Here is a 26,633-nt window from a genome sequence, read left to right on the forward strand (position 1 = left end):
GGCACATAGGCGAAGCCGCCGGGGGTCAGCAGATGTTCGGTGCCGCCGATGGTCACGGACATGGACCCGCCGGTGACGAACAGCGCGTGCTGGATCTCGGGGTCGTCGTCGGGGTTGTCCGAGCCGCCGCCCTCGGCCAGTTCGACGATGTACTGGCTGAAGGTTTCCGCGAATCCCGACAAGGGCCGGGCGATCATCCACATCCGCATCCCGCTCCAGCCCGGCAGGTAAGAGGTGACGATGTCGCGCATCACGGTGCGGGGGATGACGGCATAGGCCTCGGTAAAGACCGCCGTGTCGGTGGTCATACCGGTCTGCGGCGGCAGGCCCGCCACCGGGCCGGCATAGGGGATGCGCTGCGGATCGGCCCGCGGGACTTCGGCCACGTCGCCCGTCGGCGCGCCGGCGGGGGGAAGGTCTGGGGTCATGTCGGTCATTTCAGGGCCTCTTTCAGGCGTAGTTCGCCGATGCGCATGACCTGGCGTTCGGCCTCGGCGCGCTCGGTCGGGGTGTCGTTGTCGATGCGGGCCTGCATGGCGGCCATGATGCCCGGCTTGTCGTGGTCGCGCACGGCGATGATGAAGGGAAAGCCGTGCTTGGCGACATAAGCGTCGTTAAGGCGCGTGAAGGTGGCGCGTTCGTCATCGGTCAGGCTGTCGAGGCCCGCGCTTGCCTGTTCGGCGGTGCTGTCGGCCGTCAGCCGCTTCGCCTGCGCCAGCTTGCCCGCCAGATCCGGGTGCGCGTTCAGTACGCCCAGTCGTTCCTCGTCGGAGGCACTGCGGAAGACCTGCGCCATCCGCGCGGCCAGGCCCGACGCGCTGTCATGGACCGCGCCCATCTCGGCGTCCCAGACCCGTTCTGCAATGAAGGGGGAATGTTCGTAGATGCTGCCGAAGGCCTGGACGAAGCTGTTGCGATCCATCTGCGACGGACGCTGGCGCGGCTGATAGGGATGCAGTTCGGCCCAGTGGCGCGCGATGTCCAGGCGGCTGGCGAACCAGACGCCCTCGTGCTGGCGACAATGGTCCAGGAACCGCTGGATCGCCATGGCCCGGCCCGGACGCCCGGCCAGGCGGCAATGCAGCCCGATCGACATCATCTTGGGCGCGCCCGCCGCGCCTTCGGCATAAAGGATGTCGAAGCTGTCGCGCAGATAGTCGAAGAAATCCGTCCCCGTGCCGAAGCCCTGGCCGGACGAGAACCGCATGTCGTTGGCATCCATCGTATAGGGCACCATCAACTGCGGCTTGCCGTTGTGGACATGCCAATAGGGCAGTTCGTCCGCGATCGTGTCGGCCAGGTATTCGAACCCGCCTTCCTCGCAGCCAAGCGCCACGGTGTTCATCGAACAGCGCCCCTGGTAGAAGCCGCGCGGGCGTTCCCCGGTGACGCGGGTGTGCAACTCGACCGCCTGGGCGATGTGGTCGGCCTCGACCTCTCGCGGGATGTCGCGATAGTCGATCCACTTCAGCCCGTGGGTCGCGATCTCCCATCCCGCCGCCTTCATCGCGGCCACCTGTTCGGGGCTTCGCTCAAGCGCCGTCGCCACGCCATAGACCGTCACGGGAATGTCGCGCAGCATCCGGTGCAGGCGCCAGAAGCCCGACCGCGCGCCATAGTCATAGATCGATTCCATGTTCCAGTGCCGCTTGCCCGGCCATGGCTGGGCGCCGATGATCTCGGACAGGAAGGCCTCGGAGGCGGCGTCGCCGTGCTCGATGCTGTTTTCGCCGCCTTCCTCGTAGTTGAGGACGATCTGGACCGCGATCCTTGCGCCGCCGGGCCATTGCGGGTCGGGGGTGGTCTCGCCATATCCTCGCAGGTCGCGGCTGTAGCGCATCGGACATCCTTTCTGTGGCAGCGTGGTCACAGCAAACCGCGTGCCGGCCTGCACGGCAAGCGGGCAGAGGCGTAATTCTGTATCAACGAATCGGAAAAGATCGCTGCTGTTTCAATTCGCTGTTGAAAGACTTGCGGGCTGGCGATGATTGTTGGGCCGAACAAGGCCCCCATAAGCTGCGCGCATGGCGGCCGACATGAGCCGCGCGGGAGGGAAACCCATGGAACGCTACTTCAAGCTGTCGCAACACGGCAGCACGGTCAGGACCGAGGTGATCGCAGGCATCACCACCTTCCTGACCATGGCCTATATCATCTTCGTCAACCCCGACATCCTGTCAACGACGGGCATGGATCGCAACGCGGTCTTTGTCGCCACCTGCCTGGCCGCCGCCATCGGATCGGCCGTGATGGGGCTATGGGCCAACTGGCCCATCGGCATGGCGCCCGGCATGGGGCTGAACGCCTTTTTCGCCTTTACCGTCGTGGGCGCGATGGGCTTCACGTGGCAACAAGCGCTTGGCGCCGTCTTCATCAGCGGCCTGATCTTCCTGTTCCTGTCGGCGACCGGCATCCGCCGCTGGCTGGTGGCGGGGATCCCCGTGTCGATGCGCAGCGGGGTGGCGGCAGGGATCGGGATGTTCCTGGGGATCATCGCCCTGCAATCGTCGGGCATCGTGGTGGACAGCCCCGCGACGCTGGTCACGCTGGGTGACCTGACCAACCCCGGCACGCTGCTGACCATCGCGGGCTTCTTCATCATCGTGGCCTTGGATGCGATGCGGGTGACGGGCGCGATCCTGATCGGCATCCTGGTCATCACGGTGGCCGCGATCCTGTTGGGCGTCAGCCAGTTCGGCGGCATCATGTCGATGCCGCCGTCGATCGCGCCGACGCTGATGCAGCTTGATGTCTGGGGCGCGCTTGGCTTTGGCATCTTCCACGTCATCCTGGTCATGGTCCTGGTCGAGGTCTTCGACGCCACCGGCACCCTGATCGGGGTCGCCAAGCGGGCAGGGCTGCTGAAGGAAGGTCCGGTTCACACCAATCCCGGCCTGTCGCGCGCGCTGATGGCGGATTCGACCGCGATCACCGTGGGGTCCATGCTGGGCACGTCCTCGACCACCGCCTATGTGGAAAGCGCCTCGGGCGTGCAGGCGGGGGGGCGGACGGGGCTGACCGCGCTTGTCGTGGCGCTGCTGTTCCTGCTGGCGATGTTCTTCGCGCCGCTGGCTGGGTCGGTGCCGGCCTATGCCACCGCGCCGGCCCTGCTGTATGTGGCGACGCTGATGGTGCGCGAACTGTCTGAAATCGAATGGGAGGACGTGACCGAATCCGCCCCCGCCGTCCTGACTGCCCTGGTGATGCCCTTCACCTATTCCATCGCCAACGGCCTGGCCTTCGGCTTCATCAGCTATGCGGTCATCAAGCTGCTGACGGGCAAGGCCAGCCAGGTCCATGCGGCGACCTGGATCGTGGCCGCGCTGTTCGTGATCAAGTTCGCCTTCTTCGGCGGCCACTGATCCCGAAGCCCCGGCGCAACCCAAGGCTTCGCGAGCGATCGCGAAGCCCTTTTTTATCCGCCCATCGCATGGCTCAGTTCCGCGGCTGCGGCCGCCACGACCGCGCCCAGCGTCTTGACATGCTCGTGCCCGATCCGGTGCGTGGGGCCGCTGACGCTGACGCCGGCAATCGCCTCGCCCGTCAGGTCGAAGACGGGGGCGGCGATGCAGCGCATCCCGCGGGTCCGTTCCTCGTCGTCAAAGGAAAAGCCGCGCGACCGGATGCGGGCCATGTCTGCCGTCAGGGCGTCGGGCGTGGCCAGCGTCCTTTCGGTGAAGCGGACAAGGCTTGCACCGTCCAGATAGGCCTGCAACGTCTCGGGCCTGCCAAAGGCCAGCAGCGCCTTGCCGATGCCCGATGCGTGCAGGGGCGAGCGCGTGCCCGGCGGGAAGAAGGCGCGGATGGTTTCCTGCGTTTCGGCCTGGCTGACGAACAGCACCGCATCTCCGTTCAGGATCCCCAGGTTCGCGGTCTCGCCCGTGTGTTTCATCAGCGCCTGCAGGATGGGCCGGGCGCGCTCCACGATGCCGGACCGGCGCATGAAGGCCGAACCCAGCCGGAAGGTCGCGGGGCCGATGTTCCAGGCCTGCGTGGCCGGGTCGCTTTCCACGATCCCGCGCGCGGCCATGGAATGCAGCAGGCGATGCACCGTCGAAGGCGGCTGATCGATGCGCTCTGCCACTTCGGACAAGGTCAGGCCGGGATGGGCCGCCAGCAGGTCCAGCATGTCAAGAGCCCGGTCCAGCACCTGCACGGTCCCGGCCGCGTCCTTGGTACTGCGAGGACGACCTCGGCGGCGGGTGGGTTCGGTCATTTTCGCCCTTTTCTTAAGAATACATAACGAAAACCGCAATAATCAGAAACATGGCCTGAAAAATGCCAAGATGCTGATCACGCGGCTCAATTCCGCTTTCTGGCCCATAATGGAAAACATTTCCAGAAAAATTGTGGCATCTGGTCGCAGGGGGTATGCTGGACGTATCAGAGGAGGAAGAGCCATGACCAGCCAGAATCCCGTGTTCATTCCAGGCCCCACCAACATTCCGGAAGTGCTGCGCAAGGCCGTGGACATGCCCACGATCGACCATCGCAGCCCTGTCTTCGGCCGGATCCTGCATCCTGCGCTTGAAGGGGTGAAGAAGGTGCTGAAGACCACGCAGGGCCAAGTCTTCGTCTTCCCCTCGACCGGGACCGGCGGGTGGGAGACCGCGATCACCAACACGCTGTCGCCCGGCGACAAGGTTCTGGCCACCCGCAACGGCATGTTCAGCCACCGTTGGATCGACATGTGCCAGCGTCACGGGCTGGAGGTGCAGGTCGTTACGCAGGAATGGGGCGAGGGTGTCCCGGCGGATCGGTTCGAGGAGATCCTGACCGCCGACAAGGGCCACCAGATCAAGGTCGTCCTGGCGACGCATAACGAGACCGCCACCGGCGTGCGCAGCGACATCGCGGCCGTCCGCCGCGCCCTGGACAATGCCGGCCATCCGGCGTTGCTGTTCGTGGACGGGGTTTCTTCCATTGCGTGCTATGATTTCCGCATGGACGAATGGGGCGTCGATATTGCCGTGACCGGCAGCCAGAAGGGCTTCATGCTGCCCCCTGGCCTTGCCATCGTCGGCTTCTCGCCCAAGGCGATGGCGGCGGTCGAGACCGCGAAGCTGCCGCGCACCTTCTTCGACATCCGTGACATGGCGAAAGGCTATGCCAACAACGGCTATCCCTACACGCCGCCGGTCGGGCTGCTGAATGGCCTGAACGTCGCCTGCGACATGCTGCTGGACGAGGGGCTTGAGAACGTCTTTGCCCGCCACCACCGCATCGCCGAAGGCGTGCGCCGCGCGGTCGCGGCCTGGGACATGCAGCTTTGCGCCAAGCGGCCCGAGCTTTATTCCGACAGCGTCAGCGCGATCCGCGTGCCGGAAGGTTTTGATGCCAACAAGATCGTCAGCCACGCGCTGAACGCGTATGGCGTGGCCTTCGGGACCGGGCTTGGCGATGTGGCGGGCAAGGTGTTCCGCATCGGCCACCTGGGCAGCCTGACCGACGTGATGGCGCTGTCGGGCATCGCCACAGCCGAGATGGTCATGGCCGACCTGGGACTGCCGGTGACGCTGGGCAAGGGCGTCGCCGCCGCGCAGGACCATTACCGGCACAGCGCCACCGCAATGAAGGCTGCCGCGTGATGAAGGACGCCATGCAGATCCCGACCTATCAGGACATGCTGGACGCGCACGAGCGCATCCAGCCTTACATCCGCCGCACGCCGGTCCGCGTCTCGGACTACCTGAACGACCTGACCGGCGCGCAGCTGTTCTTCAAATGCGAGAACTTCCAAGAGCCGGGCGCCTTCAAGGTCCGCGGCGCCGCTAACGCCGTCTTCGGCCTGGACGAGGCGCAGGCCGCCAGGGGGGTGGCGACGCATTCCTCGGGCAACCACGCCTCCTGCCTGTCCTATGCTGCAATGCGGCGGGGCATTCCCTGCAACGTGGTCATGCCGCGCACCGCGCCGCAGGCCAAGAAGGACACGGTGCGCCGTTACGGAGGCGTCATCACCGAATGCGAACCCTCCACCTCCTCGCGCGAGGCGACCTTCGCCGAGGTCCAGGCACGGACCGGGGGCGACTTCGTCCACCCCTACAATGACCCACGGGTGATCGCGGGGCAGGGCACCTGTGCCAAGGAGTTCATGGAGCAGACCGACGGGCTGGACATGGTGGTGGCGCCCATCGGCGGGGGCGGCATGATCTCGGGCACCTGCCTGACGCTTGCGACGCTGGCCCCGGAAACGAAGGTCATCGCGGCCGAGCCCGAGCAGGCCGACGACGCTTATCGCAGCTTCAAGGCGGGCTACATTATCGCCGACGACGCGCCCAAGACCATCGCCGACGGGCTTCTGGTGCCCTTGAAGGACCTGACCTGGCACTTCGTCAGCAACCATGTGTCCGAGATCTACACGGCGTCCGACGCCGAGATCGTCGAGGCGATGAAGCTGATCTGGAAGCACCTGCGCGTCGTGATGGAACCCAGCAGCGCGGTGCCGCTGGCCACCGTCCTGAAGAACCGCGACGCATTCGCCGGCAAGCGCGTCGGCATCATCATCACCGGCGGCAATGTCGATCTCGACAAGCTGCCCTGGATCTGAGGGAGAGGCATCATGAACGCACCTGTCAACTTCGACAACCTGGAGGTCGGCTTCGACGTGCCCGCATTGCCGGGCATGGATGAAAAGGACATCCAGACGCCCTGCCTGATCCTGGACTTGGACGCGCTGGAGCGGAACATCCGGAAGATGGGCGATTACGCCAAGGCGCACGGGATGCGCCACCGCGCCCACGGCAAGATGCACAAGTCCGTTGACGTGCTGAAGCTGCAGGAAAGTCTTGGCGGCGCGGTCGGCGTCTGCTGCCAGAAGGTCTCCGAGGCCGAGGTCTTCGTGCGTGGCGGCATCAAGGACGTGCTGGTCAGCAACCAGGTGCGCGATCCGTTGAAGATCGACCGCCTGGCCCGCCTGCCCAAGCTGGGCAGCCGGATCATCGTCTGCGTGGACGACGTGGCCAACGTGGCCGACCTGTCGGCGGCGGCGCAGAAGCACGGCACCACCATCGAATGCTTTGTCGAGATCGACTGCGGCGCGGGCCGCTGCGGCGTCAAGACCACGCCCGAGGTGGTGGAGATCGCTAAGGCCATCGACGCGGCACCGGGGCTGAAGTTCACCGGCATCCAGGCCTATCAGGGCGCGATGCAGCACATGGACAGCTATGCCGACCGCAAGGCCAAGCTGGACGCGGCCATCGCCCAGGTGACGGACGCGGTCGAGGCGCTGAAGGCCGAGGGTCTGGAACCGGAACTCGTGTCCGGCGGCGGCACCGGCAGCTATTACTTCGAAAGCAACTCGGGCGTTTACAACGAGTTGCAGTGCGGCTCCTACGCCTTCATGGATGCGGATTATGGCCGCATCCAGGACAAGGACGGCAAGCGCATCGACCAGGGCGAATGGGAAAACGCGCTGTTCATCCTGACCTCCGTCATGTCCCACGCCAAGCCGCATCTGGCGGTGGTGGACGCGGGCCTCAAGGCGCAGTCGGTCGACAGCGGGCTGCCCTTCATCTATGGCCGCGACGACGTCAAGTACATCAAGTGCAGCGACGAACATGGCGTGGTCCAGGACGACAACGGCGTCCTCAAGGTCAACGACAAGCTGCGGCTGGTGCCGGGCCATTGCGACCCGACCTGCAACGTCCATGACTGGTATGTGGGCGTCCGGAACGGCAAGGTGGAAACGCTGTGGCCGGTCTCGGCGCGCGGGAAGGCCTATTGATGTGGGTCGTTCCTGAAAGCGAGATCGCCGGCCTGATGACCCCCGAGGCCGCGTTCGACGCGGTCGAGGCAGTCTTCGCCGCCATGGCGCGCGGTGAGGCACGGAACTTTCCCGTGGTGCGCGAGGCCATCGGGCACGAGGATGCGCTCTATGGCTTCAAGGGCGGGTTTGATGCCAGCGGCTTGACCCTGGGCCTGAAGGCCGGGGGATATTGGCCGAACAACCAGAAGCACGGGCTGATCAACCACCAGTCCACCGTCTTCCTGTTCGACCCGGATACGGGGCGCGTGTCGGCGGCGGTCGGGGGCAACCTGCTGACTGCGCTGCGCACGGCTGCGGCAAGTGCCGTGTCCAGCAAATACCTGGCCCCCAAGGGCGCCAAGGTGCTGGGCATGATCGGGGCGGGCCACCAGTCCGCCTTCCAGATGTGCGCCGCCGTCCGCTTCGGCAGCTTCGAGAAGGTGATCGGCTGGAACCCGCATCCCGAGATGCTGTCCCGGCTGGCCGACACTGCCGCTGAACTGGGCCTGCCCTTCGAGGCCGTGGACCTGCCGCAGCTTGGCGCCGAGGCCGACGTGATCATCTCGATCACCTCGGCTTTCGAGCCGCTGCTGATGGACGGCCATGTCCAAGGGCCGACGCATATCGCCGCGATGGGCACCGACACCAAGGGCAAGCAGGAACTGGATCCCGCGCTTGTCGCCCGGGCGCGCCTGTTTACCGACGAGGTTGCCCAATCCCTCAGCATCGGTGAGTTCCAGCACGCCGCGGCGCAGAAAACCATATCCGCACAGGACGTCACCGCGATAGGCCAGGTCATCATCGGCAATCATGCGGGACGCGGCGATGCGGAAGTCACCATCTTCGACGGAACAGGCGTGGGGCTGCAGGATCTCGCAGTCGCAAGCGCCGTGGTGGAACTGGCCAAGCAGCAGGGAAAGGCCACCAGGGTCGAGATCTGAACGAAACAAGGCATCCGTGGAAAGGGAGGTCCGCCATGTCTGACGCAACTTACCAAGGCAGCACGCATCCGGTCGATGAAGTGCTGCCCGCCCCCAAGCTGTTCACGCTTGGCTTCCAGCATGTGCTGGTCATGTATGCAGGGGCCATCGCGGTCCCGCTGATCGTCGGCCGCGCGCTGAACCTGCCGCCCGAGGAGGTGGCGTTCCTGATCTCTGCCGACCTGTTCGTCTGCGGCGTGGTGTCCATCATCCAGAGCCTTGGCGCGACCCAGTATTTCGGCATCAAGCTGCCGGTGATGATGGGCGTGACCTTTGCATCCGTAGGCCCGATGGTCGCGGTCGCGACATCCTTGCCCGGCCATGAAGGCGCGCGCGCCCTGTTTGGCGCGATCATCGCGGCGGGCATCATCGGCATCTTCATCGCGCCCTTCATTTCGAAGATGCTGCGCTTTTTCCCGCCGGTGGTCACGGGCACCCTGATCCTGACCATCGGCATCAGCCTGATGCCCATCGGCATCAACTGGATCTTCGGCCTGCAAGTCGGCCCCACCGCGCCCAAGATCGTCGACCCCGAGGCCGCTGCCTGGCTGGAGGCCGCGCGCGCGGCAGGCAACGTCCCCGCCAGCGTGACGCTGGCGCCCACGGTGCAGAACCCGCTTTATGCGGCGGGGCAGAACATCCTGATCGCGGTGCTGGTGCTGGGCACGATCCTGCTGGTGTCGAAATTCGCCCGCGGCTTCCTGTCGAATATCGCGGTGCTGGTCGGCATCGTCGTGGGCGGCATCGTCGCGGCCATGATGGGCATGATGAACTTCGACAAGGTCGGCGCGGCGGAATGGTTCGCGGTGATCAAGCCCTTCCATTTCGGGATGCCGACCTTCGACCCGATCATGATCGCCACCATGGTGCTGGTCATGCTGGTCACGCTGATCGAATCCACCGGCATGTTCCTGGCCCTGTCGGACATCTGCAAGAAGCCGCTGGACCAGAAAGCCCTGGCCGCAGGACTGCGCGCCGACGGCTTGGGAACGACCATCGGCGGCATCTTCAACACTTTCCCCTATACCTCGTTCTCGCAGAACGTCGGTCTGGTGGGCGTCACCGGCATCCGGTCGCGCTTCGTTTGCGTGGCAGGCGGCGCGATCATGATCGTGCTGGGCCTGATCCCGAAGATGGGCGCGCTTGTCGAAAGCCTGCCGACGACCGTTCTGGGCGGCGCGGGCCTGGTCATGTTCGGCATGGTGGCTGCGACCGGCGTGCGGATCCTGGCCCGGGTCGATTTCGCCACTAACCGGCACAACCTGTTCATCGTCGCGATCTCGGTCGGGATGGGGATGATCCCGCTGGTCGCGCCGAACTTCAACCAGTGGATGCCGCACGCGATCCATCCGCTGATCCATTCCGGCATCCTGCTGGCGGCGATCACGGCGGTTCTGCTGAACTGGTTCTACAACGGCGCGGCCCATGTGGACGAGGAAGAGCTGCGGGCGGCGGGTCATGTCGCGGACCATTAGGACGCTGTTCCGGGGCGCCCAGGTCGTCGTCACCATGGACGACGCCCGGCGTGAGATCCGGGGCGGTGACGTCCTAGTCGAGAACGGAAAGATCGTCGCGGCGGGTGAAAACCTGCCGCGCAATGGCGCTGAAATCATTAACGCTGCCGGCTGCGTGATCACGCCGGGCCTGGTCAACACCCATCACCACCTGTTCCAGACCCTGACCCGCGCGGTGCCCGCCGCGCAGGATGCCGCGCTGTTCGGCTGGCTGCGCACGCTTTACCCGATCTGGGCGCGCATGACCCCCGACGACATCCGCCTGTCGGCCGAGGTGGGGCTGGCGGAACTGGCGCTGTCGGGCTGCACCTGTTCGTCCGACCACCTTTACCTGTTCCCGAACGGATCGCGCTTGGACGACAGCATCGAGGCAGCCGGGAAGATCGGCATCCGCTTCACCGCCACGCGCGGGGCCATGTCCATCGGCGAAAGCAAGGGCGGCCTGCCCCCCGATGCCCTGGTCGAGGACGAGGCCGCGATCCTGCGCGACAGCGAACGCGTGGTGGATGCCTTCCACGACGCGGGCGAGGGCGCGATGGTGCAGGTGGCGCTTGCGCCCTGTTCGCCGTTTTCCGTCAGCCGGGAACTGATGCGGGATGCCGCGATCCTGGCGCGCGAAAAGGGCGTGCGCCTGCACACCCACCTGGCCGAAAATGACGAAGATGTCCGCTATTCGCTGGACAATTTCGGGATGCTGCCGGGCGATTACGCCGCAAGCCTGGGCTGGACCGGCGACGATGTCTGGCACGCCCATTGCGTCAAGCTGTCCGCGCCGGAAATCGACCTGTTCGCTCGCACCGGCACGGGGGTCGCACATTGCCCCTGTTCCAACGCGCGGCTGGCCAGCGGCATCGCGCCCGTCCGGGCCCTGCGCGACGCGGGCGTTCCGGTGGGGCTTGGCGTCGATGGTTCGGCCAGCAACGATTGCAGCCATCTTGGGCTGGAGGCGCGGCAGGCGATGCTGGTCGCGCGGCTGAAGGATGGTCCCGCCGCCATGGGCGCGCGCGAGGCATTGGAGATCGCGACCCTTGGCAGTGCGCGGGTGCTGGGGCGCAGTGACATCGGGGCGCTGAAGCCGGGGATGCAGGCGGATCTGGTGCTGTGGGACGTGTCGGATCTGCCGCTGGCGGGGCAGTGGGATCCGGTGGCGGCGCTGGTTTTCTGCGCGCCGATCCGGCCCAGGGCGGTCTATGTCGGGGGCAGGGCAATCGTTGACGATCACCGGCTGCTGACGGCTGATCCGCGCGAATTGCGCGCGAGAGCCGAGAAGGCCGTCGCGCGCTTGGCCGGGTAGTGCGGGGGCTGTCTGCCCCCACGCGCTTCGCGCTCCGCCGCGGATATTCAGGCCAAGATGAAACGGCATTTTCTACGAAATCTTAAGACTACCTTGCTTATGGTCCCTCTCTGCGGATGCGAAGGGATCGGTTATTCAAGAAAACAGCGATAATGAGGGAGGGCGACGATGCCTGGATACCTGACCACCCATGTGCTGGACACGGCGCGCGGCCGCCCGGCCGAGGGGATGGAGGTGGTGCTGTTCCGTCTTGAGAACGGCCAGCGGACCGAAATTGCACGATTGAAGACCAACCACGACGGCCGCACCGACAGCCAGATCCTGCCCGCGGCGGATTTCGCCACCGGCACCTATGAGCTGGAATTCCACGCGGGCGCCTGGATGGACGCCACCGGCGTCGATCCCGAAAGCCCGCGTTTCCTGGACGTGATCCCGATCCGCTTCGGGATGTCGCAGCACGATCACTACCACGTTCCGCTGCTGGTCTCGCCCTTCGGCTATTCCACCTATCGGGGAAGCTGATCCATGCTGCATCTTGTCCCCGACCAAATAGTCCTCTGGGAATGGCTGGCCTTCGCGATCCGCTGGACCCATGTCATCACCGCCATCGCCTGGATCGGATCCTCCTTCTATTTCATCGCCCTGGATCTTGGGCTGCAAAAGGCGCCGCACCTGCCGAAAGGTGCGCATGGCGAGGAATGGCAGGTCCACGGCGGCGGCTTTTACCACATCAACAAGTACCTGGTCGCACCTGAGCAGATGCCGGACCACCTGACCTGGTTCAAATGGGAAAGCTATTCCACCTGGCTGTCGGGCGCTGCGCTGTTGATGGTCACCTACTGGGCGGGCGCGAACCTGTATCTGATCGACACGGCCAAGGCCGACCTGGCGACCTGGCAGGCGATCCTGATCTCGGGCGGGTCGCTGGCGCTTGGCTGGCTGATCTATGACACGCTGTGCAAGTCGAAGCTGGGCGAGACGCCGACGATCCTGATGCTGCTGCTGTTCGTGGCGCTTGTCGTGATGGGTTGGGGCTATACGCAGGTCTTCACCGGCCGCGCGGCGCTGCTGCACCTGGGCGCCTTCACCGCCACGATCATGACGGCCAACGTGTTCTTCATCATCATGCCGAACCAGCGGATCGTGGTGGCGGACCTCAAGGCCGGGCGGGCGCCCGATCCGAAATACGGCAAGATCGCCAAGCTGCGTTCGACGCACAACAACTATCTGACGCTGCCGGTCATCTTCCTGATGCTGTCGAACCATTATCCGCTGGCCTTCGCCAGCCAGTACAACTGGCTGATCGCAGCGCTGATCTTCCTGATGGGCGTGACCATCCGGCATTTCTTCAACACTATGCACGCCCGCAAGGGATACCAGTGGTGGACCTGGGCGGTGACGGTGGTGCTGTTCATCATGGTGATGTGGCTGTCCTCCGCAGGCCTGAACCAGGACACGCTGGAACAGGCCGAGGCGCGGCCCCTGACCCCGGTCGAGGCCCGCTTCGCCGAGGCCGAGGGCTTCGGGCAGGTCAGCGACGCCGTGCTGGGCCGCTGTTCCATGTGCCACGCGCGCGAGCCGGGATACGAAGGCATCCATCATGCGCCGAAGGGGGTCTTCCTGGAAACCCCCGGCGATATCGCGAAGCACGCCCGAGAAATCTATGTCCAGGCTGGCTTGACCGACGCGATGCCGCCCGCCAACGTCACCTACATGGAGCCGCAGGAGCGCGAGCAGATCATCCGCTGGTTCCGTGCGGCAGGCGGGGCAAGCCTGGCGGGGATGTAGGCCGTGTTCCGTATCCGGCCCGCACGGCCCGAGGATACAGCGTCCCTGTTCGAGGTGCGGACCTCGGTCCGGGAAAACCACCAGGGGGTCGGGGAACTGGCCGGACTGGGCATCACGCCCGAAAGCGTTTCGGCGATGATCGGGGCGGACCCTTGCTGTTGGGTCGCCGTCGAGGACGACCGGATCGCCGGCTTTTCCATGATCGACGACAACGCGGGAACCCTGTTCGCGGCCTTTGTGCGTCCTGAATGCGAAGGGCGCGGCATCGGGGGCGCGCTTGTCGCCAGGGCCGAGGCTGCGCTGTTTCAGCGCCACCCTGTCATCTGGCTTGAAACCGGACGCGGCACCCGCGCCGCTGCCGTTTACCGCCATCTCGGCTGGGGCAGCGAGATCGATCTGGGCGGCGGCAATATCCGCCTTTTCAAGACGCGCCCGGCCTAGCGGTCGAAGACCTTCTTCAATTCCCGCACCGCGAAGTCCGCGAACATCCGCACCTTCGGGTCCTGCAATCGCCGATGCGGCGTCAGGGCGCCGAACTGCGCAGGCAGGGGGCGGTTCTGCGGCAGGACCTCGACCAGGCGCCCGGCCTTGATATCTGCCGCGACCTCGTAGAGGGGCCGGTTGGCGATGCCTTCGCCGCCAAGCGCCCAGGTTGTCAGGACGTCGCCGTCATCGGTGTCGAAACGCCCCGAGACCATCATCTTTTGCGGGCCGTCATCGGTCTGCAGAACCCAGTAGAACTCGGGGCTGCGGGGATAGCGCAGCAGCAGGCAGTTATGGTCGACCAGATCCTCGGGCGCCTTGGGCGCGCCGTGCCGCGACAGGTAGTCGGGCGAGGCGACCAGCACGCGCGGACAATCGGCGATCTTGCGCCATTTCAGTGCCGAATCGGCAGGTTCGCCCAGGAAGAAGGCCAGGTCGATGGCGTCCTCGACGATGTTGACGTTGCGGTCCGACAGCCTCAGCCGGAATTCGACACCAGGGTTTTCCTTGCAGAAGGGCGGGATCAGCGGCGCGATCAGCCGTCGTCCCAGGCCCAAGGGCGCGGTCAGGCGGATCACCCCCTGCGGGCGGCCCGAGAAGCTGCTGACCAAGGCCTCGGCCTCGTCCAGGGTGTCGATCACGCGACGGGCATTGTCATAAAAGGCGCGGCCGATCTCGGTCGGGGTCAGCTTGCGGGTGGTGCGGTTCAGAAGCCTGACGCCGAACCGGTTCTCCAGATCCTTGATGCGATTCGAGGCAACTGCCGGTGAAAGCCGCAGATCCCGCCCGCCGGACGTGATCGAGCCCAGTTCGACCACACGGACAAAGACGCGCAGGCTTTCAAGATAGGACATGGGTGATAGGCCGTTTTCAAGGATTCGTGTAAAGTCTTCCGGGTCGGCACCAATTTCGCAACCGTTTTTTTCGGCCTAGCTTGATGACGGGTCCACAGCCACGAAGGAATGCCATGACACCCGCCCTGCGCTTTCTGCTGAACGGTCAGCAGGTTGAACTGACCGAGGTCGGTGCCTCGGACACGCTGCTGGATTTCCTGCGCATCAACCGGCGTCTGACCGGTACCAAGGAAGGCTGCGCCGAGGGGGACTGCGGCGCCTGCACGGTGCTGGTGGGCCGGCTGACCGACGACGGGCTGATCTATGAACCGGTGAACGCCTGCATCCGCTTCCTGGCATCCTGCCATGGCTGCCATGTCGTGACGGTGGAACATCTGCGCGGCCCGGATGGCGGGCTGCACCCGATCCAGGCGGCGATGGTGGAATATCATGGCAGCCAGTGCGGCTTCTGCACGCCGGGCATCGTGATTGCGCTGTATGGCTTGTGGATGACCAATCCGGGCGCCACGGCCACCGATATCGAGGTCGCGCTGCAGGGCAATATCTGCCGCTGCACGGGATACGAGCCGATCATCAAGGCCGCGCTTGCCGCCGGACGGGCGGGCGGACAGGCATCCGATGCCCTGGCGGTGGAACGGGAACTGGTGACCGCGAAGCTGCGCGAGATGCGGGGCGAGAGGGTCGAGCTTTCGAAGGGTGGCGAGCGTGCCATCATCCCCGCTGATGTGGATGACCTTGCCGCCGTGCTGAAAGCCGAGCCGAAGGCCACCCTGATCGCGGGCGCGACCGATGTGGGCCTGTGGGTCACGAAATTCATGCGCGACATCTCTCCCGCGGTGTTCATCGGCCACCTGATGAAGTCCAAGCGTGTGGAGGGCGAGGAGATCCGCCTGGGTGCGGGCGTCACCTATTCCGAAGCCGCGCCCCTGATCCGCCAGCACATCCCCGCCGCCCATGACTACTGGCTGCGCATAGGCGGCTGGCAGGTGCGCAACATGGGCACGATTGGGGCCAACATCGCCAACGGATCGCCCATCGGCGACACGCCGCCCCTGCTGATCGCGCTTGGCGCGCGGATCGTGCTGCGCAAGGGCGCCGCGCGGCGCGAATTGCCGCTGGAGGATTTCTTCATCGAATACGGGCGTCAGGATCGGAGCGTTGGCGAGTTTGTCGAGGAGGTCATCATCCCGACCAAGCCGCAGGCGAAGATCGCCGCCTACAAGGTCAGCAAGCGCCGCGACAGCGACATCACCGCCGTCGCCGCCGGTTTCTGCCTGACCGTTGAGAATGGCACCATCACCGACGCCCGCATCTGCTTCGGCGGAATGGCGGGCATCCCCAAGCGCGCCGCAGGGGCCGAGGCCGCGCTGAAGGGCCAGCCCTTCGCTCGCGACACCTTCGAGGCAGCCGCCCGCGCCGTGGCCGACGACTTCCAGCCCCTGTCCGACTGGCGCGCCAGCGCCGATTATCGTCGCACGGTCGCCGCCAACCTGTTCCGCCGCTTTTGGCTGGAGCAGACCGAGACCGGCCTGCCGGTGCGCCTGCATGAAGCCGTTGGAGCATGACATGAAAGACGATCTCATCATTCGCGGCCAGGCGCACCAGGACACGATCCACGACAGCGCCATCAAGCATGTCACCGGCCGCGCGGATTACACCGACGACCTGGCCGAGCCTTACGGTCTGCTGCACGCCTATCTGGGCCTGTCGCAATGCGCCCATGGCAAGATCACTGGCATGGATTTTTCCGAAACGCTGGCGCATCCCGGCGTGGTGGGCGTGCTGACCGCCAAGGACATTCCCGGCGTCAACGACGTGTCCCCCAACGGCAAGAACGACGACCCGATCTTCGCCGAGGAAGAGGTCCTGTTCTGGGGCCAGCCGATCTTTGCCGTGATCGCGGAAACCCGCGACCAGGCGCGGCGCGCGGCGCACAAGGCGCGCATCACCTATGACGTGCTGCCCCATGCGCTTGATCCGATGGCCGCGAAGGACGCGGGCATGGGCTATGTCACCGATCCCCTGACGCTGCGCCGGGGCGATGCCGACGCAGGCATGGCGGCCGCACCCCGCCGCATCAAGGGCCGCTTCAACATCGGCGGGCAGGACCATTTCTACCTGGAAGGCCAGATCGCCATGGCCGTTCCGGGCGAGGACGAGGACGTCACGATCAACGTCTCGACCCAGCACCCGTCCGAGGTGCAGCACATGGTGGCCCATGTCCTGGGCTGCCAGAACAACGCGGTCGTGGTGAACGTGCGGCGCATGGGCGGCGGCTTCGGCGGCAAGGAAACGCAGATGAACCTGTTTTCCTGCGTCGCGGCCATCGCCGCGAAACGCTGGAACCGCGCTGTCAAGATCCGCCCCGACCGCGACGACGACATGACCGCCACCGGCAAGCGCCACGATTTCGTCGTGGACTACGAGGTGGGCTTCGACGACGACGGCCGCATTCGCGCCGTGCAGGGCGACTGGTATGCCCGCTGCGGCTTCTCGGCCGACCTGTCCGGCCCGGTCACCGACCGCGCGCTGTTCCATTGCGACAACGCTTATTACTATCCTGACGTGCGCGTCAGCAGCCATCCCATGAAGACCAACACGGTCAGCAACACCGCCTTCCGGGGCTTCGGCGGGCCGCAGGGCGTGATCGTGGCCGAGCGCATGATCGAGGAGATCGCCTATGCCCTGGGCCGCGACCCGCTGGAAATCCGCAAGGCGAACCTTTACCAGAACGGCCAGCTGACCCCCTATCATCAGGAGGTCACCGACCAGATCCTGCCCCGCATCTTCGAGGATCTGGAGGCATCCAGCGACTATCACGCCCGCCGCCAGGCCGTGCTGGACTGGAACGCCAAGGGCGGCGTCATCCGCAAGGGCATCGCGCTGACCCCTGTGAAATTCGGCATCAGCTTCACCGCGACCTGGTTCAACCAGGCGGGCGCGCTGATCCATGTTTATAACGACGGCTCAATCGCGCTGAACCACGGCGGCTGCGAGATGGGGCAGGGCCTGAACACCAAGGTCGCGCAGGTCGTGGCCGAAGCGTTTCAGTGCGACATCGGCAACATCAAGATCACCCGCACGACGACGGAAAAGGTGCCCAATACCTCGGCCACGGCGGCGTCGTCAGGGACGGATCTCAACGGCATGGCGGCGCTTGACGCGGCCGAGCAGATCAAGGCCCGGCTGGTCGAATTCGTGTCCGAACGCTGGCAGCAGCCCAAGGATGAGGTGCGCTTCGTTCCCGGCCATATCCGCGCGGGCGATCACATGATCCCCTTCAGGGAAGTGATCGCGGCGGCCTACATGGCGCGCATCCACCTGTCGGCGGCAGGCTTCTACAAGACGCCCAAGATCCACTGGGACCGTTCGACGGGTCGGGGGCGGCCCTTCTATTACTACGCCTATGGCGCAGCGGTGTCCGAGGTTTCGGTGGATACGCTGACCGGGGAATACGTGATCGACCGCGCCGACGTGATCCACGACGTCGGACGCTCGCTGAACCCGGCGCTGGACAAGGGCCAGGTCGAGGGCGCCTTTGTCCAGGGCGCGGGCTGGCTGACCACGGAAGAACTGTGGTGGGACGACAAGGGGCGCCTGCGGACCCATGCGCCTTCCACCTACAAGGTGCCGCTGGCGTCTGACAGGCCGCGCGTCTTCAACGTCAAGCTGGCCGACTGGTCCGAGGCGTCCGAGCGCACCATCAAGCGGTCCAAGGCCGTGGGCGAACCGCCCTTCATGCTGGGCATCAGCGTCTTCGAGGCGATCAACATGGCCGTCGCATCGTTCAGCGACTATCGCGAACCGGCCCGCCTTGACGCCCCCGCCACGCCCGAGCGCGTGCTGATGGCGATCGAGAAGCTGCGGGGATGATCCGCGTCCGGGTCATCCAGGCCTTGGGGTCCACGCCGCGCGATGCCGGGGCCGAGATGTTCGTCGGCCCCGCATCGGTCGATGGCACCATCGGCGGCGGGCAGTTGGAATACATGGCCATCGACCGCGCCCGTGCCATGCTTGCCAGCGGAGAGTCTCAGGCCCAGATGGACATCCCCCTGGGCCCCGAGATCGGACAATGCTGCGGGGGCAGGGTGGTCCTGCAACTGGACCGCCAGGGCCCAACGCCCGAGGATCACCCGGACGTGCTGGTCTTCGGCGCGGGCCATGTCGGCCGTGCGCTGGCCCAGGCCATGCAGCCCCTGCCGGTCAACGTGACTCTGATCGACAGCCGCCCCGAGGAACTGGCCCAGGCCGCCCCTGGCATCGAGACCCGCCTGACCCCGCTGCCCGAGGCCGAAATCCGCGCGGCCCGCCCCGGCAGCGCCGTGGTGATCCTGACCCATGACCACGCGCTGGATTTCCTGCTGGCCGCCGAGGCGCTTTCCCGCGACGACCCGTCCTATGTCGGCATGATCGGCAGCGCCACCAAGCGCGCGCAGTTCACCCGCTTCGCCCGCGAACGGGGCTTGGACCCCGCGCCCCTGGTCTGCCCGATCGGCGCGGGCTTCACCCATGACAAGCGCCCGGCGGTCATCGCCGCCTTCACCGCCGCCGAACTGATCGCGCGGCTGACCGCAGCTTCTTCGTTGAAAAAATACCCATGCAACAGCTGATCCGGGGCCGCGTCCTTGGCTTCCATGCCGACCCCCACGACACCCAGGACAACCACCGCTACATCGAGGACGGCGCCATCCTGGTCGAGGACGGCCGCATCCTGGCTGTGGGCGGTTACGCCGACCTGGCCCGCGACGGCCTGGCCGAGATCGACCACCGCCCGCACCTGATCATGCCGGGCTTCATCGACACGCATATCCATTTCCCGCAGGTGCAGGTGATCGCAAGCTGGGGCGCACAGCTTCTGGACTGGCTGAACACCTATACCTTCCCCGAGGAAGCACGCTTCGCCCAGCAGGGCCACGCACCCGCCATGGCCGACGCTTTCCTGAACCTGCTGACTGATCACGGCACCACCACCGCCGTCGCCTTCTGTTCCGTCCACAAGGAATCCGCCGAAGCGCTGTTCTCTGCCGCCCATGCCCGGAACATGGCCATGGTCGCGGGCAAGGTGATGATGGACCGCAACGCCCCACTCGAGGTGCTGGACACACCGCAGCAGGGATACGACGACAGCAAGGCGCTGATCGACCGCTGGCACGGCACCGGCCGCCAGCGTTACGCGATCACGCCGCGCTTCGCGATCACCTCGACGCCCGAGCAGATGGAGATGGCGGGGACGCTGGTCCGCGAACATCCCGACTGCCACATCCAGACCCACCTGTCGGAAAACAGGGACGAGATCGACTTCACGCTGAGCCTTTATCCCCAGGCGCGCGACTATCTGGACATCTACGAGACCTACGGCCTGCTGTCGGACAAGCTGCTGCTGGGCCATTCGATTCACCTGCGCCCGCGAGAGATCGCGCGCATGGCCGAAACCGGCAGCCGGGCGGTGTTCTGCCCGACGTCGAACCTGTTCCTGGGCTCGGGCCTGTTCGACGAGGCGGGCCTGCGCGAGGCAGGCGTGGTCAGCGGCATCGCCACCGATGTTGGCGGCGGCACCAGCTATTCCATGCTGCAGACCCTGAACGAGGGCTACAAGATCCTGCAACTGCGCGGGCAGAAGCTGGCGCCGCTGTCGGCCTTCCACTGGATCACGCGCGGCAATGCGATGGCCCTGGGGATGGCGGACCAGATCGGCACGCTTGACCCCGGCAGCATGGCGGATCTGGTGGTGCTGGACGCCCGCGCGACACCCGCGATGGCGCTGCGCATGGACCGGGCCGAAACGCTGGAACAGGAACTGTTCGTCCTTCAGATCATGGGCGACGACCGCAGCATCCGCCAGACCTATGTTGCGGGCAAGCCGATGAAGGCACTGGGTTAAATCTGGCGGGTCAACCCACGAAATCGTGATCTTCGGGAACTTCTTCCATACCTTCCGGATTTTCCCGCAGACAAGGAAACGGAGATCACGATGAAGACCCTTCTGACCCTGACTGCCGCCACCTGCCTTGCAGCCGGTGCCGGCCTGGCCGAGACCACGATCATCCAGACCCAGCCTTCGACCACGGTGACACAGGTCGAAAGTGACCCGAACACGACCGGCGGCGGCGCGCTTGGCGGCGCGACCACGGGCGCGGTGGCCGGTGCTGCCATCGGTGGTCCCGTAGGTGCGGCCATCGGCGGCGCGGCTGGCGCGATCGTGGGCGATGTCAGCGAAGACGCGATGACCCCGGAAACCCGTACCTATATCATGGAGAACCGGACCGAGTCCGTGGTGCTTGACAGCGACCTGGCGGTCGGGACGGTCGTGCCGGAAACCGCCACGATCCAGACGGTCCCGAACTCGAACGTGCAGTATGTCTATGTGAATGACCGCCCCGTGGTGGTGAACCCTGAAAGCCGCGAGATCGTCTATATCTACGAATAAGCGCCGGCTGACACTTTCGGTGAAAGGCCGGCCTTAGGGTCGGCCTTTTTCGGTGCAAGCCCTCTTATGTGCGGGCTTTTCTGCCGCGTTGCGGCAGGTTATCCTTTGCGAAACAAGGCGGATCGCAAGGGACAGCTTCATGACCAAGATCACCCCCGTCCTGATGGCAGGCGGATCGGGAACCCGGCTTTGGCCCGTGTCGCGGCAAAGCTTTCCCAAGCAGTTCGCCCCTCTGATGGGGGAAGAGACGCTGTTCCAGGCTTCGGCCCGCAGGCTGTCCGGCCCGGATTTTTCCGAACCGCTGGTCACGACCAATTCGGACTTCCGCTTCATCGTGGCCGAGCAGCTGGAACAGGCGGGCATCCATCCCGGCGCCATCGTGATCGAGCCTTCCGGCCGCAACACCGCGCCCGCAATCCTGGTCGCTGCCCTGATGGTGGCCGCCAAGGATCCCGAGGGGTTGCTGCTGGTGGCGCCCTCGGATCACGTGATTCCGGACAGCGCGGCATTTGCGCGTGCGGTGCGACAGGGCGTGGGCCCGGCATCCGAGGACCGGATCGTGACGTTCGGCGTCACCCCCGACCGCCCCGAGACGGGCTACGGCTATCTGGAACTGGCGGGCGAGGGCGAGGGGCCGCAACCCCTTGCGCGTTTCGTGGAAAAGCCGGATGCGGCCTTGGCGGCCCAGATGCTGGCGCAGGGCAATTTCCTGTGGAACGCCGGCATCTTCCTGTTCCGCGCCGACACGATGATCGACGCCTTCCGCGCCCATGCGCCGGAATACCTGTCGCCGGTCCTTGCCGCCCTGGACGAGGCCAAGGACGATATCGGCTTCCTGCGCCTGGCGCGGGGGCCCTGGGACAGCCTGCCAGACCAGTCGATCGACTATGCCGTGATGGAAAAGGCTCACAACCTTGCGGTCGTGCGCTTTTCCGACCGCTGGTCGGACTTGGGGGGTTGGGACGCCGTCTGGCGCGAGGCGCTGCTTGAGGCGCCGTCCGAGAACGGCGTGGTGGCCGACGGCAACTCGACCGCGATCGACTGCCATGACGTGCTGCTGCGGTCCGACAGCGACGACCTGCAGGTCGTGGGCATCGGCCTGACCGACGTGATGGTCGTCGCAACCTCGGACGCGGTGCTGGTCGCGGACAAAAGCCGCGCACAGGATGTCCGCCATGCGGTGGGCGCGCTGAAGGCCAGGGGCCGCAAGCAGGCCACCGCCTTTCCCCGCGACCATCGTCCCTGGGGCTGGTTCGAGACGCTGGCCCTGGCCGACCGCTTCCAGGTCAAGCGCATCGTCGTGAAGCCAGGCGCAGCCTTGTCCCTGCAAAGCCATGTGCATCGGTCCGAACACTGGATCGTCGTCAGCGGCACGGCGCGCGTCACGGTGGACGACAAGGTGACGCTGGTGACGGAAAACCAGTCGATCTATGTGCCCCTGGGGGCCCGCCACCGAATGGAGAACCCTGGCAAGGTGCCGATGGTCTTGATCGAGGTGCAAACCGGCAGCTATCTGGGCGAGGATGACATCATCCGCTATGAGGATGTCTACGCCCGCAGCAGCACGGACTGATCATTCAGCCCGGGGGCGCTTCGCCCCCCGGACCCCCCGAGGATATTTGCGCCAAGGTGAAGGGATATGCGCCCCGTTCATAATCTTCTATAGGATTATGAATTTGCCGTTGGGGGCCTGCGTCCTTATATCTGCCGCTTCCTGGCAAGGGTGACATGATGACCGGCAGACTTTCCCCATCCCCCGCATTTGCGGCGCTTGACGCTGCGGCGGCCGAACGGATCCTGATCCTCGACGGGGCGATGGGCACCCAGATCCAGCAGCTCCGCCTGGGCGAGGACGACTATACTGGCCGCGGGTCGGGCCATGCATGCCGCCACCATTCCGACCACCCGCAGCAGGGCAACAACGACCTTCTGATCCTGACCCAGCCCGAGGCGGTCGAGGACATCCATTACCGCTATGCCAAGGCGGGCGCGGATATCGTGGAAACGAACACCTTTTCCGCCACGACCATCGCCCAAGCCGATTACGGGATGCAGGACGCCGTCCATGACCTGAACGTCGAGGGCGCGCGGATCGTGCGCCGGGCGCTGGACCGCGCCACCGCGCAGGACGGGCGGCCCCGTTTCGTCGCGGGCGCCATTGGGCCAACGAACCGCACTGCGTCCATCAGCCCCGACGTGAACAATCCAGGCTATCGCGCCGTGACCTTCGACGACTTGCGCATCGCCTATCTGCAGCAGGCGCGCGGCCTGATCGAGGGCGGGGCCGACATCCTGCTGATCGAGACGATCTTCGACACGCTGAACGCCAAGGCCGCGATCTTCGCCTGCATTCAGGCGATGGAGGCCCATGGGCAGGCGCTGCCGCTGATGATCTCGGGCACGATCACCGATGCTTCGGGGCGCACGCTGTCGGGCCAGACGCCGACCGCCTTCTGGCATTCGGTCCGCCATGCCCGGCCCTGGTCGGTGGGGCTGAACTGCGCGCTTGGCGCATCGGCCATGCGCCCGCATCTGGCGGAACTGTCGGGCGTGGCCGAAACCAACATCTGCGCCTATCCGAACGCCGGGCTGCCCAATGCCTTTGGTCAGTATGACGAAGGCCCCGACGACACGGCCGTGCAGGTCGCCGAATTCGCCCGCGAGGGCCTGGTCAACGTGGTCGGCGGCTGCTGCGGCACCACGCCCGACCATATCCGTGCCATTGCCGAGGCGGTGGCGCAATTCACCCCCCGAAAGGTGCCCGAATATGCTTGACCGTTACTTGCGCCTGTCGGGGCTGGAACCCTTTGTCCTGACGCCCGACATTCCCTTCGTGAACATCGGCGAACGCACCAACGTCACCGGATCCGCCCGTTTCCGCAAGCTGATCACCAACCGCGATTACGCGGCCGCCCTCGAAGTCGCGCGCGATCAGGTGGAAAACGGCGCGCAAATCATCGACATCAACATGGACGAAGGCCTGATCGATTCGAAGGCCGCCATGGTCGAGTTTCTGAACCTGCTGGCGGCCGAACCCGATATCGCGCGCGTCCCGGTGATGATCGACAGTTCCAAATGGGAGGTGATCGAGGCGGGCCTGCAATGCGTCCAGGGCAAGCCGGTCGTCAACTCGATCTCCATGAAGGAGGGAGAGGAGCAGTTCCGCCAGCAGGCCCGCCTGTGCCTGGCCTATGGCGCGGCGGTCGTGGTCATGGCCTTCGACGAACAGGGCCAGGCCGACACCTGCGCCCGCAAGATCGAGATCTGCGCCCGCGCCTACAAGATCCTGACCGAGGAAGTGGGCTTCCCGCCCGAGGACATCATCTTCGACCCCAACATCTTCGCCGTCGCGACGGGGATCGAGGAGCACAACAACTATGGCGTCGATTTCATCGAGGCGACGCGCTGGATCCGCCAGAACCTGCCCCATGCCCATGTTTCGGGCGGGGTGTCGAACCTGTCCTTCAGCTTCCGCGGCAACGAGCCTGTGCGAGAGGCGATGCACGCCGTGTTCCTGTATCACGCCATCCAGGCGGGCATGGACATGGGCATCGTCAATGCGGGCCAGCTGGCCGTCTATGACGGGATCGACCCCGATCTGCGCGACGCCTGCGAGGACGTGGTCCTGAACCGCCGCCCAGACGCGACCGAACGCCTGCTGGACATCGCGGAACGCTTCAAGGGCGAAGGCGGGGCCAAGGCGCGCGAGAAGGACCTGTCCTGGCGCGAATGGCCGGTCGAGAAGCGGCTGGAACATGCGCTGGTGAACGGCATCACCGAATATATCGAGGCCGATACCGAGGAAGCTCGCCTTGCAGCCGAACGTCCGCTGCATGTCATCGAAGGCCCGCTGATGGCGGGGATGAACGTGGTGGGTGACCTGTTCGGCGCGGGCAAGATGTTCCTGCCGCAGGTCGTGAAATCCGCCCGCGTGATGAAGCAGGCCGTGGCCGTGCTGCTGCCCTATATGGAGGCCGAGAAGGCCGCGAACGGCGGCAGCGGCGAACGGCAGGCTGCGGGCAAGATCCTGATGGCGACGGTCAAGGGCGACGTCCATGACATCGGCAAGAACATCGTGGGGGTCGTGCTGGCCTGCAACAACTACGAGGTCATCGACCTGGGCGTCATGGTGCCCGCGCAGAAGATCCTGCAGGTCGCGCGTGAACAGAACGTCGATGTGATCGGGCTGTCGGGCCTGATCACCCCGTCCCTGGACGAGATGGTCCATGTCGCATCCGAGATGGAGCGCGAGGGCTTCCAGGTGCCGCTGCTGATCGGCGGGGCGACGACCTCGAAGATCCACACGGCGGTCAAGATCGCGCCGCGCTATCACCAAGGTCCGGCGGTCTATGTCACCGATGCCAGCCGTGCGGTGGGGGTGGTATCGTCGCTGCTGTCGCCCTCGCAGCAGGCGGATTACGTCGATGCGATCCGCGCCGAATACCTGGACGTGGCCGAACGCCACGAACGCGCCGAGGCCGCCAAGCAGCGCCTTCCCCTGGCTGCCGCGCGGGCGAACGCGCTGAAGGTGGACTGGTCCGCCTATCAGGCCACGGTGCCGCAGTTCACCGGCACCCGGATCATCGAGGACTGGGACCTGGCGGACATCGCGCGATACATCGACTGGACGCCGTTCTTCCAGACCTGGGAGTTGAAGGGCGTCTATCCCCGCATCCTCGAGGATGAGAAACAGGGCGAGGCTGCCCGCGCCCTGTTTGCCGAGGCGAAGGAGATGCTGGGCCGGATCATCGAGGGCAGGTGGTTCAACCCGCGCGCCGTGGTTGGCTTCTGGCCCGCCAATGCGGAGGGCGACGATATCCGCCTGTTCACCGGCGAGGATCGGCAACAGCCGCTTGCCACGCTGCATACCCTGCGCCAGCAGGTGACGAAACGCGGCGACCGTCCGAATGTCGCGCTGTCCGATCTCGTGGCGCCCGAAGGACGGCCCGATTACGTCGGCGGCTTCGTCGTCACCGCCGGTCCCGAGGAATCCGAGATCGCCGCCCGCTATGAACGCGCGAACGACGACTATGCCGCGATCATGGTCAAGGCGCTTGCCGACCGCATCGCCGAGGCCATGGCCGAGATGCTGCACGAACGCGTCCGCAAGGAATTGTGGGGCTATGCTGCAGATGAAACCTTCAGCCCGCAGGACCTGATCGGCGAACCCTACAAGGGCATCCGCCCCGCACCGGGATATCCCGCCCAGCCGGACCACACGGAAAAGCTGACGCTGTTCCGCCTGCTGGACGCGGAAAACGCTACCGGCGTCACCTTGACGGAAAGCATGGCGATGTGGCCGGGTTCCTCGGTATCCGGCCTCTATATCGGCCATCCCGACAGCTATTACTTCGGCGTCGCGAAGATCGAGGAAGACCAGGCCCGCGACTATGCCGCGCGCAAGGGCATGGATCTGGCCGAGGTCGAACGCTGGCTGGCCCCGATCCTCAACTATACGCCACGGAAAAAGGACGCTGCCGCCTAGGGCGTGTTGCGTTTGATCGGTTTCATATCCGGCGGCTTTGAAGAAATTGTAGCATTCCCCATCG

Annotated in this window: 21 protein-coding genes and 1 pseudogene; 18 read left to right on the forward strand and 4 right to left on the reverse strand. The window is 65.6% G+C overall.

Annotation, left to right across the window (positions count from 1 at the left end; translation table 11 throughout):
- Both IE224_RS17815 and puuE read right to left on the reverse strand, forming a co-directional pair.
- A pseudogene (locus IE224_RS17815) lies at positions 1-308 on the reverse strand ((S)-ureidoglycine aminohydrolase); the annotation flags it as partial.
- 125 nt (positions 309-433) lie between these two features.
- Complete coding sequence (gene puuE, locus IE224_RS17820; RefSeq protein ID WP_191312434.1) at positions 434-1,840, reverse strand: allantoinase PuuE; 1,407 nt, start codon at positions 1,838-1,840, stop codon at positions 434-436.
- A gap of 220 nt (positions 1,841-2,060) precedes the next feature.
- On the opposite strand from puuE, the gene IE224_RS17825 reads away from it, so the two are divergent.
- Positions 2,061-3,362 (forward strand): NCS2 family permease, encoded by a 1,302-nt coding sequence (locus IE224_RS17825; RefSeq protein WP_191312436.1) that lies wholly within the window; start codon positions 2,061-2,063, stop codon positions 3,360-3,362.
- 53 nt (positions 3,363-3,415) lie between these two features.
- On the opposite strand, the gene bhcR is transcribed toward IE224_RS17825, so the two are convergent.
- Positions 3,416-4,216 (reverse strand): HTH-type transcriptional regulator BhcR, encoded by an 801-nt coding sequence (gene bhcR / locus IE224_RS17830; RefSeq protein WP_167621783.1) that lies wholly within the window; start codon positions 4,214-4,216, stop codon positions 3,416-3,418.
- 184 nt (positions 4,217-4,400) lie between these two features.
- Between bhcR and bhcA the strand changes: the two genes are divergently transcribed.
- From bhcA to IE224_RS17875, 9 genes are all read left to right on the forward strand, one after another.
- Positions 4,401-5,588, forward strand: a complete 1,188-nt coding sequence (gene bhcA / locus IE224_RS17835) for an L-aspartate--glyoxylate aminotransferase BhcA (RefSeq protein ID WP_191312438.1) — start codon at positions 4,401-4,403, stop codon at positions 5,586-5,588.
- Positions 5,588-6,547 carry a beta-hydroxyaspartate dehydratase BhcB gene (bhcB, locus tag IE224_RS17840; protein ID WP_191312440.1) on the forward strand — a complete coding sequence of 320 codons (960 nt, stop codon included), beginning with the start codon at positions 5,588-5,590 and terminating at the stop codon, positions 6,545-6,547. The genes bhcA and bhcB overlap by 1 nt, the downstream gene beginning before the upstream one ends.
- A gap of 12 nt (positions 6,548-6,559) precedes the next feature.
- The gene (gene bhcC / locus IE224_RS17845) at positions 6,560-7,723 is read left to right on the forward strand and encodes a 3-hydroxy-D-aspartate aldolase BhcC (RefSeq protein WP_191312442.1); all 1,164 of its coding nucleotides are present in this window, start codon (positions 6,560-6,562) and stop codon (positions 7,721-7,723) included.
- A complete protein-coding gene (bhcD, locus tag IE224_RS17850; protein ID WP_191312444.1) occupies positions 7,723-8,685 on the forward strand; it encodes an iminosuccinate reductase BhcD in 963 nt (320 codons plus the stop codon). Before bhcC ends, bhcD begins: the two co-directional genes overlap by 1 nt.
- A gap of 35 nt (positions 8,686-8,720) precedes the next feature.
- Positions 8,721-10,199, forward strand: coding sequence for a nucleobase:cation symporter-2 family protein (locus IE224_RS17855; RefSeq protein WP_191312446.1), 1,479 nt, complete (start codon positions 8,721-8,723; stop codon positions 10,197-10,199).
- Complete coding sequence (locus IE224_RS17860; RefSeq protein WP_191312448.1) at positions 10,183-11,532, forward strand: 8-oxoguanine deaminase; 1,350 nt, start codon at positions 10,183-10,185, stop codon at positions 11,530-11,532. Before IE224_RS17855 ends, IE224_RS17860 begins: the two co-directional genes overlap by 17 nt.
- A 168-nt stretch (positions 11,533-11,700) precedes the next feature.
- Positions 11,701-12,054, forward strand: coding sequence for a hydroxyisourate hydrolase (uraH, locus tag IE224_RS17865; RefSeq protein ID WP_191312450.1), 354 nt, complete (start codon positions 11,701-11,703; stop codon positions 12,052-12,054).
- Positions 12,055-12,057: 3 nt separating this feature from the next.
- Positions 12,058-13,320 carry a urate hydroxylase PuuD gene (locus tag IE224_RS17870; protein WP_191312452.1) on the forward strand — a complete coding sequence of 421 codons (1,263 nt, stop codon included), beginning with the start codon at positions 12,058-12,060 and terminating at the stop codon, positions 13,318-13,320.
- A 3-nt stretch (positions 13,321-13,323) separates the two neighbouring features.
- Positions 13,324-13,761 (forward strand): GNAT family N-acetyltransferase, encoded by a 438-nt coding sequence (locus IE224_RS17875; protein ID WP_191312454.1) that lies wholly within the window; start codon positions 13,324-13,326, stop codon positions 13,759-13,761.
- On the opposite strand, the gene IE224_RS17880 is transcribed toward IE224_RS17875, so the two are convergent.
- Positions 13,758-14,657 (reverse strand): LysR family transcriptional regulator, encoded by a 900-nt coding sequence (locus IE224_RS17880; RefSeq protein ID WP_167621793.1) that lies wholly within the window; start codon positions 14,655-14,657, stop codon positions 13,758-13,760. The genes IE224_RS17875 and IE224_RS17880 overlap by 4 nt on opposite strands.
- 113 nt (positions 14,658-14,770) lie before the next feature.
- Here IE224_RS17880 and xdhA point away from each other — a divergent pair, with 113 nt between their 5' ends.
- The 8 genes from xdhA to metH all read left to right on the forward strand — a co-directional run bounded on the left by xdhA (position 14,771) and on the right by metH (position 26,569).
- Entirely contained in the window at positions 14,771-16,222 is a 1,452-nt protein-coding gene (xdhA, locus tag IE224_RS17885) for a xanthine dehydrogenase small subunit (RefSeq protein ID WP_191312456.1), read from the forward strand.
- Between the two features lies 1 nt (position 16,223).
- On the forward strand, positions 16,224-18,530 hold the full coding sequence (gene xdhB, locus IE224_RS17890) for a xanthine dehydrogenase molybdopterin binding subunit (protein WP_191312458.1): 2,307 nt from the start codon (positions 16,224-16,226) through the stop codon (positions 18,528-18,530).
- Positions 18,527-19,267 carry a xanthine dehydrogenase accessory protein XdhC gene (gene xdhC, locus IE224_RS17895; RefSeq protein ID WP_191312460.1) on the forward strand — a complete coding sequence of 247 codons (741 nt, stop codon included), beginning with the start codon at positions 18,527-18,529 and terminating at the stop codon, positions 19,265-19,267. The genes xdhB and xdhC overlap by 4 nt, the downstream gene beginning before the upstream one ends.
- Positions 19,255-20,538 (forward strand): guanine deaminase, encoded by a 1,284-nt coding sequence (gene guaD / locus IE224_RS17900; RefSeq protein WP_191312463.1) that lies wholly within the window; start codon positions 19,255-19,257, stop codon positions 20,536-20,538. Before xdhC ends, guaD begins: the two co-directional genes overlap by 13 nt.
- A 90-nt stretch (positions 20,539-20,628) precedes the next feature.
- Positions 20,629-21,084 (forward strand): DUF1236 domain-containing protein, encoded by a 456-nt coding sequence (locus IE224_RS17905; protein WP_167621798.1) that lies wholly within the window; start codon positions 20,629-20,631, stop codon positions 21,082-21,084.
- A 139-nt stretch (positions 21,085-21,223) separates the two neighbouring features.
- Entirely contained in the window at positions 21,224-22,657 is a 1,434-nt protein-coding gene (locus IE224_RS17910) for a mannose-1-phosphate guanylyltransferase/mannose-6-phosphate isomerase (RefSeq protein ID WP_191312465.1), read from the forward strand.
- Positions 22,658-22,812: 155 nt separating this feature from the next.
- Positions 22,813-23,859 carry a homocysteine S-methyltransferase family protein gene (locus IE224_RS17915; protein WP_191312467.1) on the forward strand — a complete coding sequence of 349 codons (1,047 nt, stop codon included), beginning with the start codon at positions 22,813-22,815 and terminating at the stop codon, positions 23,857-23,859.
- On the forward strand, positions 23,852-26,569 hold the full coding sequence (gene metH, locus IE224_RS17920; protein ID WP_191312469.1) for a methionine synthase: 2,718 nt from the start codon (positions 23,852-23,854) through the stop codon (positions 26,567-26,569). The genes IE224_RS17915 and metH overlap by 8 nt, the downstream gene beginning before the upstream one ends.
- Positions 26,570-26,633 lie beyond the last annotated feature (64 nt).

The organism is Paracoccus aerius (genome assembly GCF_014656455.1).
GTDB classification, from domain to species: domain Bacteria; phylum Pseudomonadota; class Alphaproteobacteria; order Rhodobacterales; family Rhodobacteraceae; genus Paracoccus; species Paracoccus aerius.

Excerpts from the sequence above, each read along its gene's own strand:
- puuE (WP_191312434.1), bottom strand. The coding sequence starts at position 1,840 with ATGCGCTACAGCCGCGACCTGCGAGGATATGGCGAGACCACCCCCGAC.
- IE224_RS17825 (WP_191312436.1), top strand. The coding sequence starts at position 2,061 with ATGGAACGCTACTTCAAGCTGTCGCAACACGGCAGCACGGTCAGGACC.
- bhcR (WP_167621783.1), bottom strand. The coding sequence starts at position 4,216 with ATGACCGAACCCACCCGCCGCCGAGGTCGTCCTCGCAGTACCAAGGAC.
- bhcA (WP_191312438.1), top strand. The coding sequence starts at position 4,401 with ATGACCAGCCAGAATCCCGTGTTCATTCCAGGCCCCACCAACATTCCG.
- bhcB (WP_191312440.1), top strand. The coding sequence starts at position 5,588 with ATGAAGGACGCCATGCAGATCCCGACCTATCAGGACATGCTGGACGCG.
- bhcC (WP_191312442.1), top strand. The coding sequence starts at position 6,560 with ATGAACGCACCTGTCAACTTCGACAACCTGGAGGTCGGCTTCGACGTG.
- bhcD (WP_191312444.1), top strand. The coding sequence starts at position 7,723 with ATGTGGGTCGTTCCTGAAAGCGAGATCGCCGGCCTGATGACCCCCGAG.
- IE224_RS17855 (WP_191312446.1), top strand. The coding sequence starts at position 8,721 with ATGTCTGACGCAACTTACCAAGGCAGCACGCATCCGGTCGATGAAGTG.
- IE224_RS17860 (WP_191312448.1), top strand. The coding sequence starts at position 10,183 with ATGTCGCGGACCATTAGGACGCTGTTCCGGGGCGCCCAGGTCGTCGTC.
- uraH (WP_191312450.1), top strand. The coding sequence starts at position 11,701 with ATGCCTGGATACCTGACCACCCATGTGCTGGACACGGCGCGCGGCCGC.
- IE224_RS17870 (WP_191312452.1), top strand. The coding sequence starts at position 12,058 with ATGCTGCATCTTGTCCCCGACCAAATAGTCCTCTGGGAATGGCTGGCC.
- IE224_RS17880 (WP_167621793.1), bottom strand. The coding sequence starts at position 14,657 with ATGTCCTATCTTGAAAGCCTGCGCGTCTTTGTCCGTGTGGTCGAACTG.
- xdhA (WP_191312456.1), top strand. The coding sequence starts at position 14,771 with ATGACACCCGCCCTGCGCTTTCTGCTGAACGGTCAGCAGGTTGAACTG.
- xdhB (WP_191312458.1), top strand. The coding sequence starts at position 16,224 with ATGAAAGACGATCTCATCATTCGCGGCCAGGCGCACCAGGACACGATC.
- xdhC (WP_191312460.1), top strand. The coding sequence starts at position 18,527 with ATGATCCGCGTCCGGGTCATCCAGGCCTTGGGGTCCACGCCGCGCGAT.
- guaD (WP_191312463.1), top strand. The coding sequence starts at position 19,255 with ATGCAACAGCTGATCCGGGGCCGCGTCCTTGGCTTCCATGCCGACCCC.
- IE224_RS17905 (WP_167621798.1), top strand. The coding sequence starts at position 20,629 with ATGAAGACCCTTCTGACCCTGACTGCCGCCACCTGCCTTGCAGCCGGT.
- IE224_RS17910 (WP_191312465.1), top strand. The coding sequence starts at position 21,224 with ATGACCAAGATCACCCCCGTCCTGATGGCAGGCGGATCGGGAACCCGG.
- IE224_RS17915 (WP_191312467.1), top strand. The coding sequence starts at position 22,813 with ATGATGACCGGCAGACTTTCCCCATCCCCCGCATTTGCGGCGCTTGAC.
- metH (WP_191312469.1), top strand. The coding sequence starts at position 23,852 with ATGCTTGACCGTTACTTGCGCCTGTCGGGGCTGGAACCCTTTGTCCTG.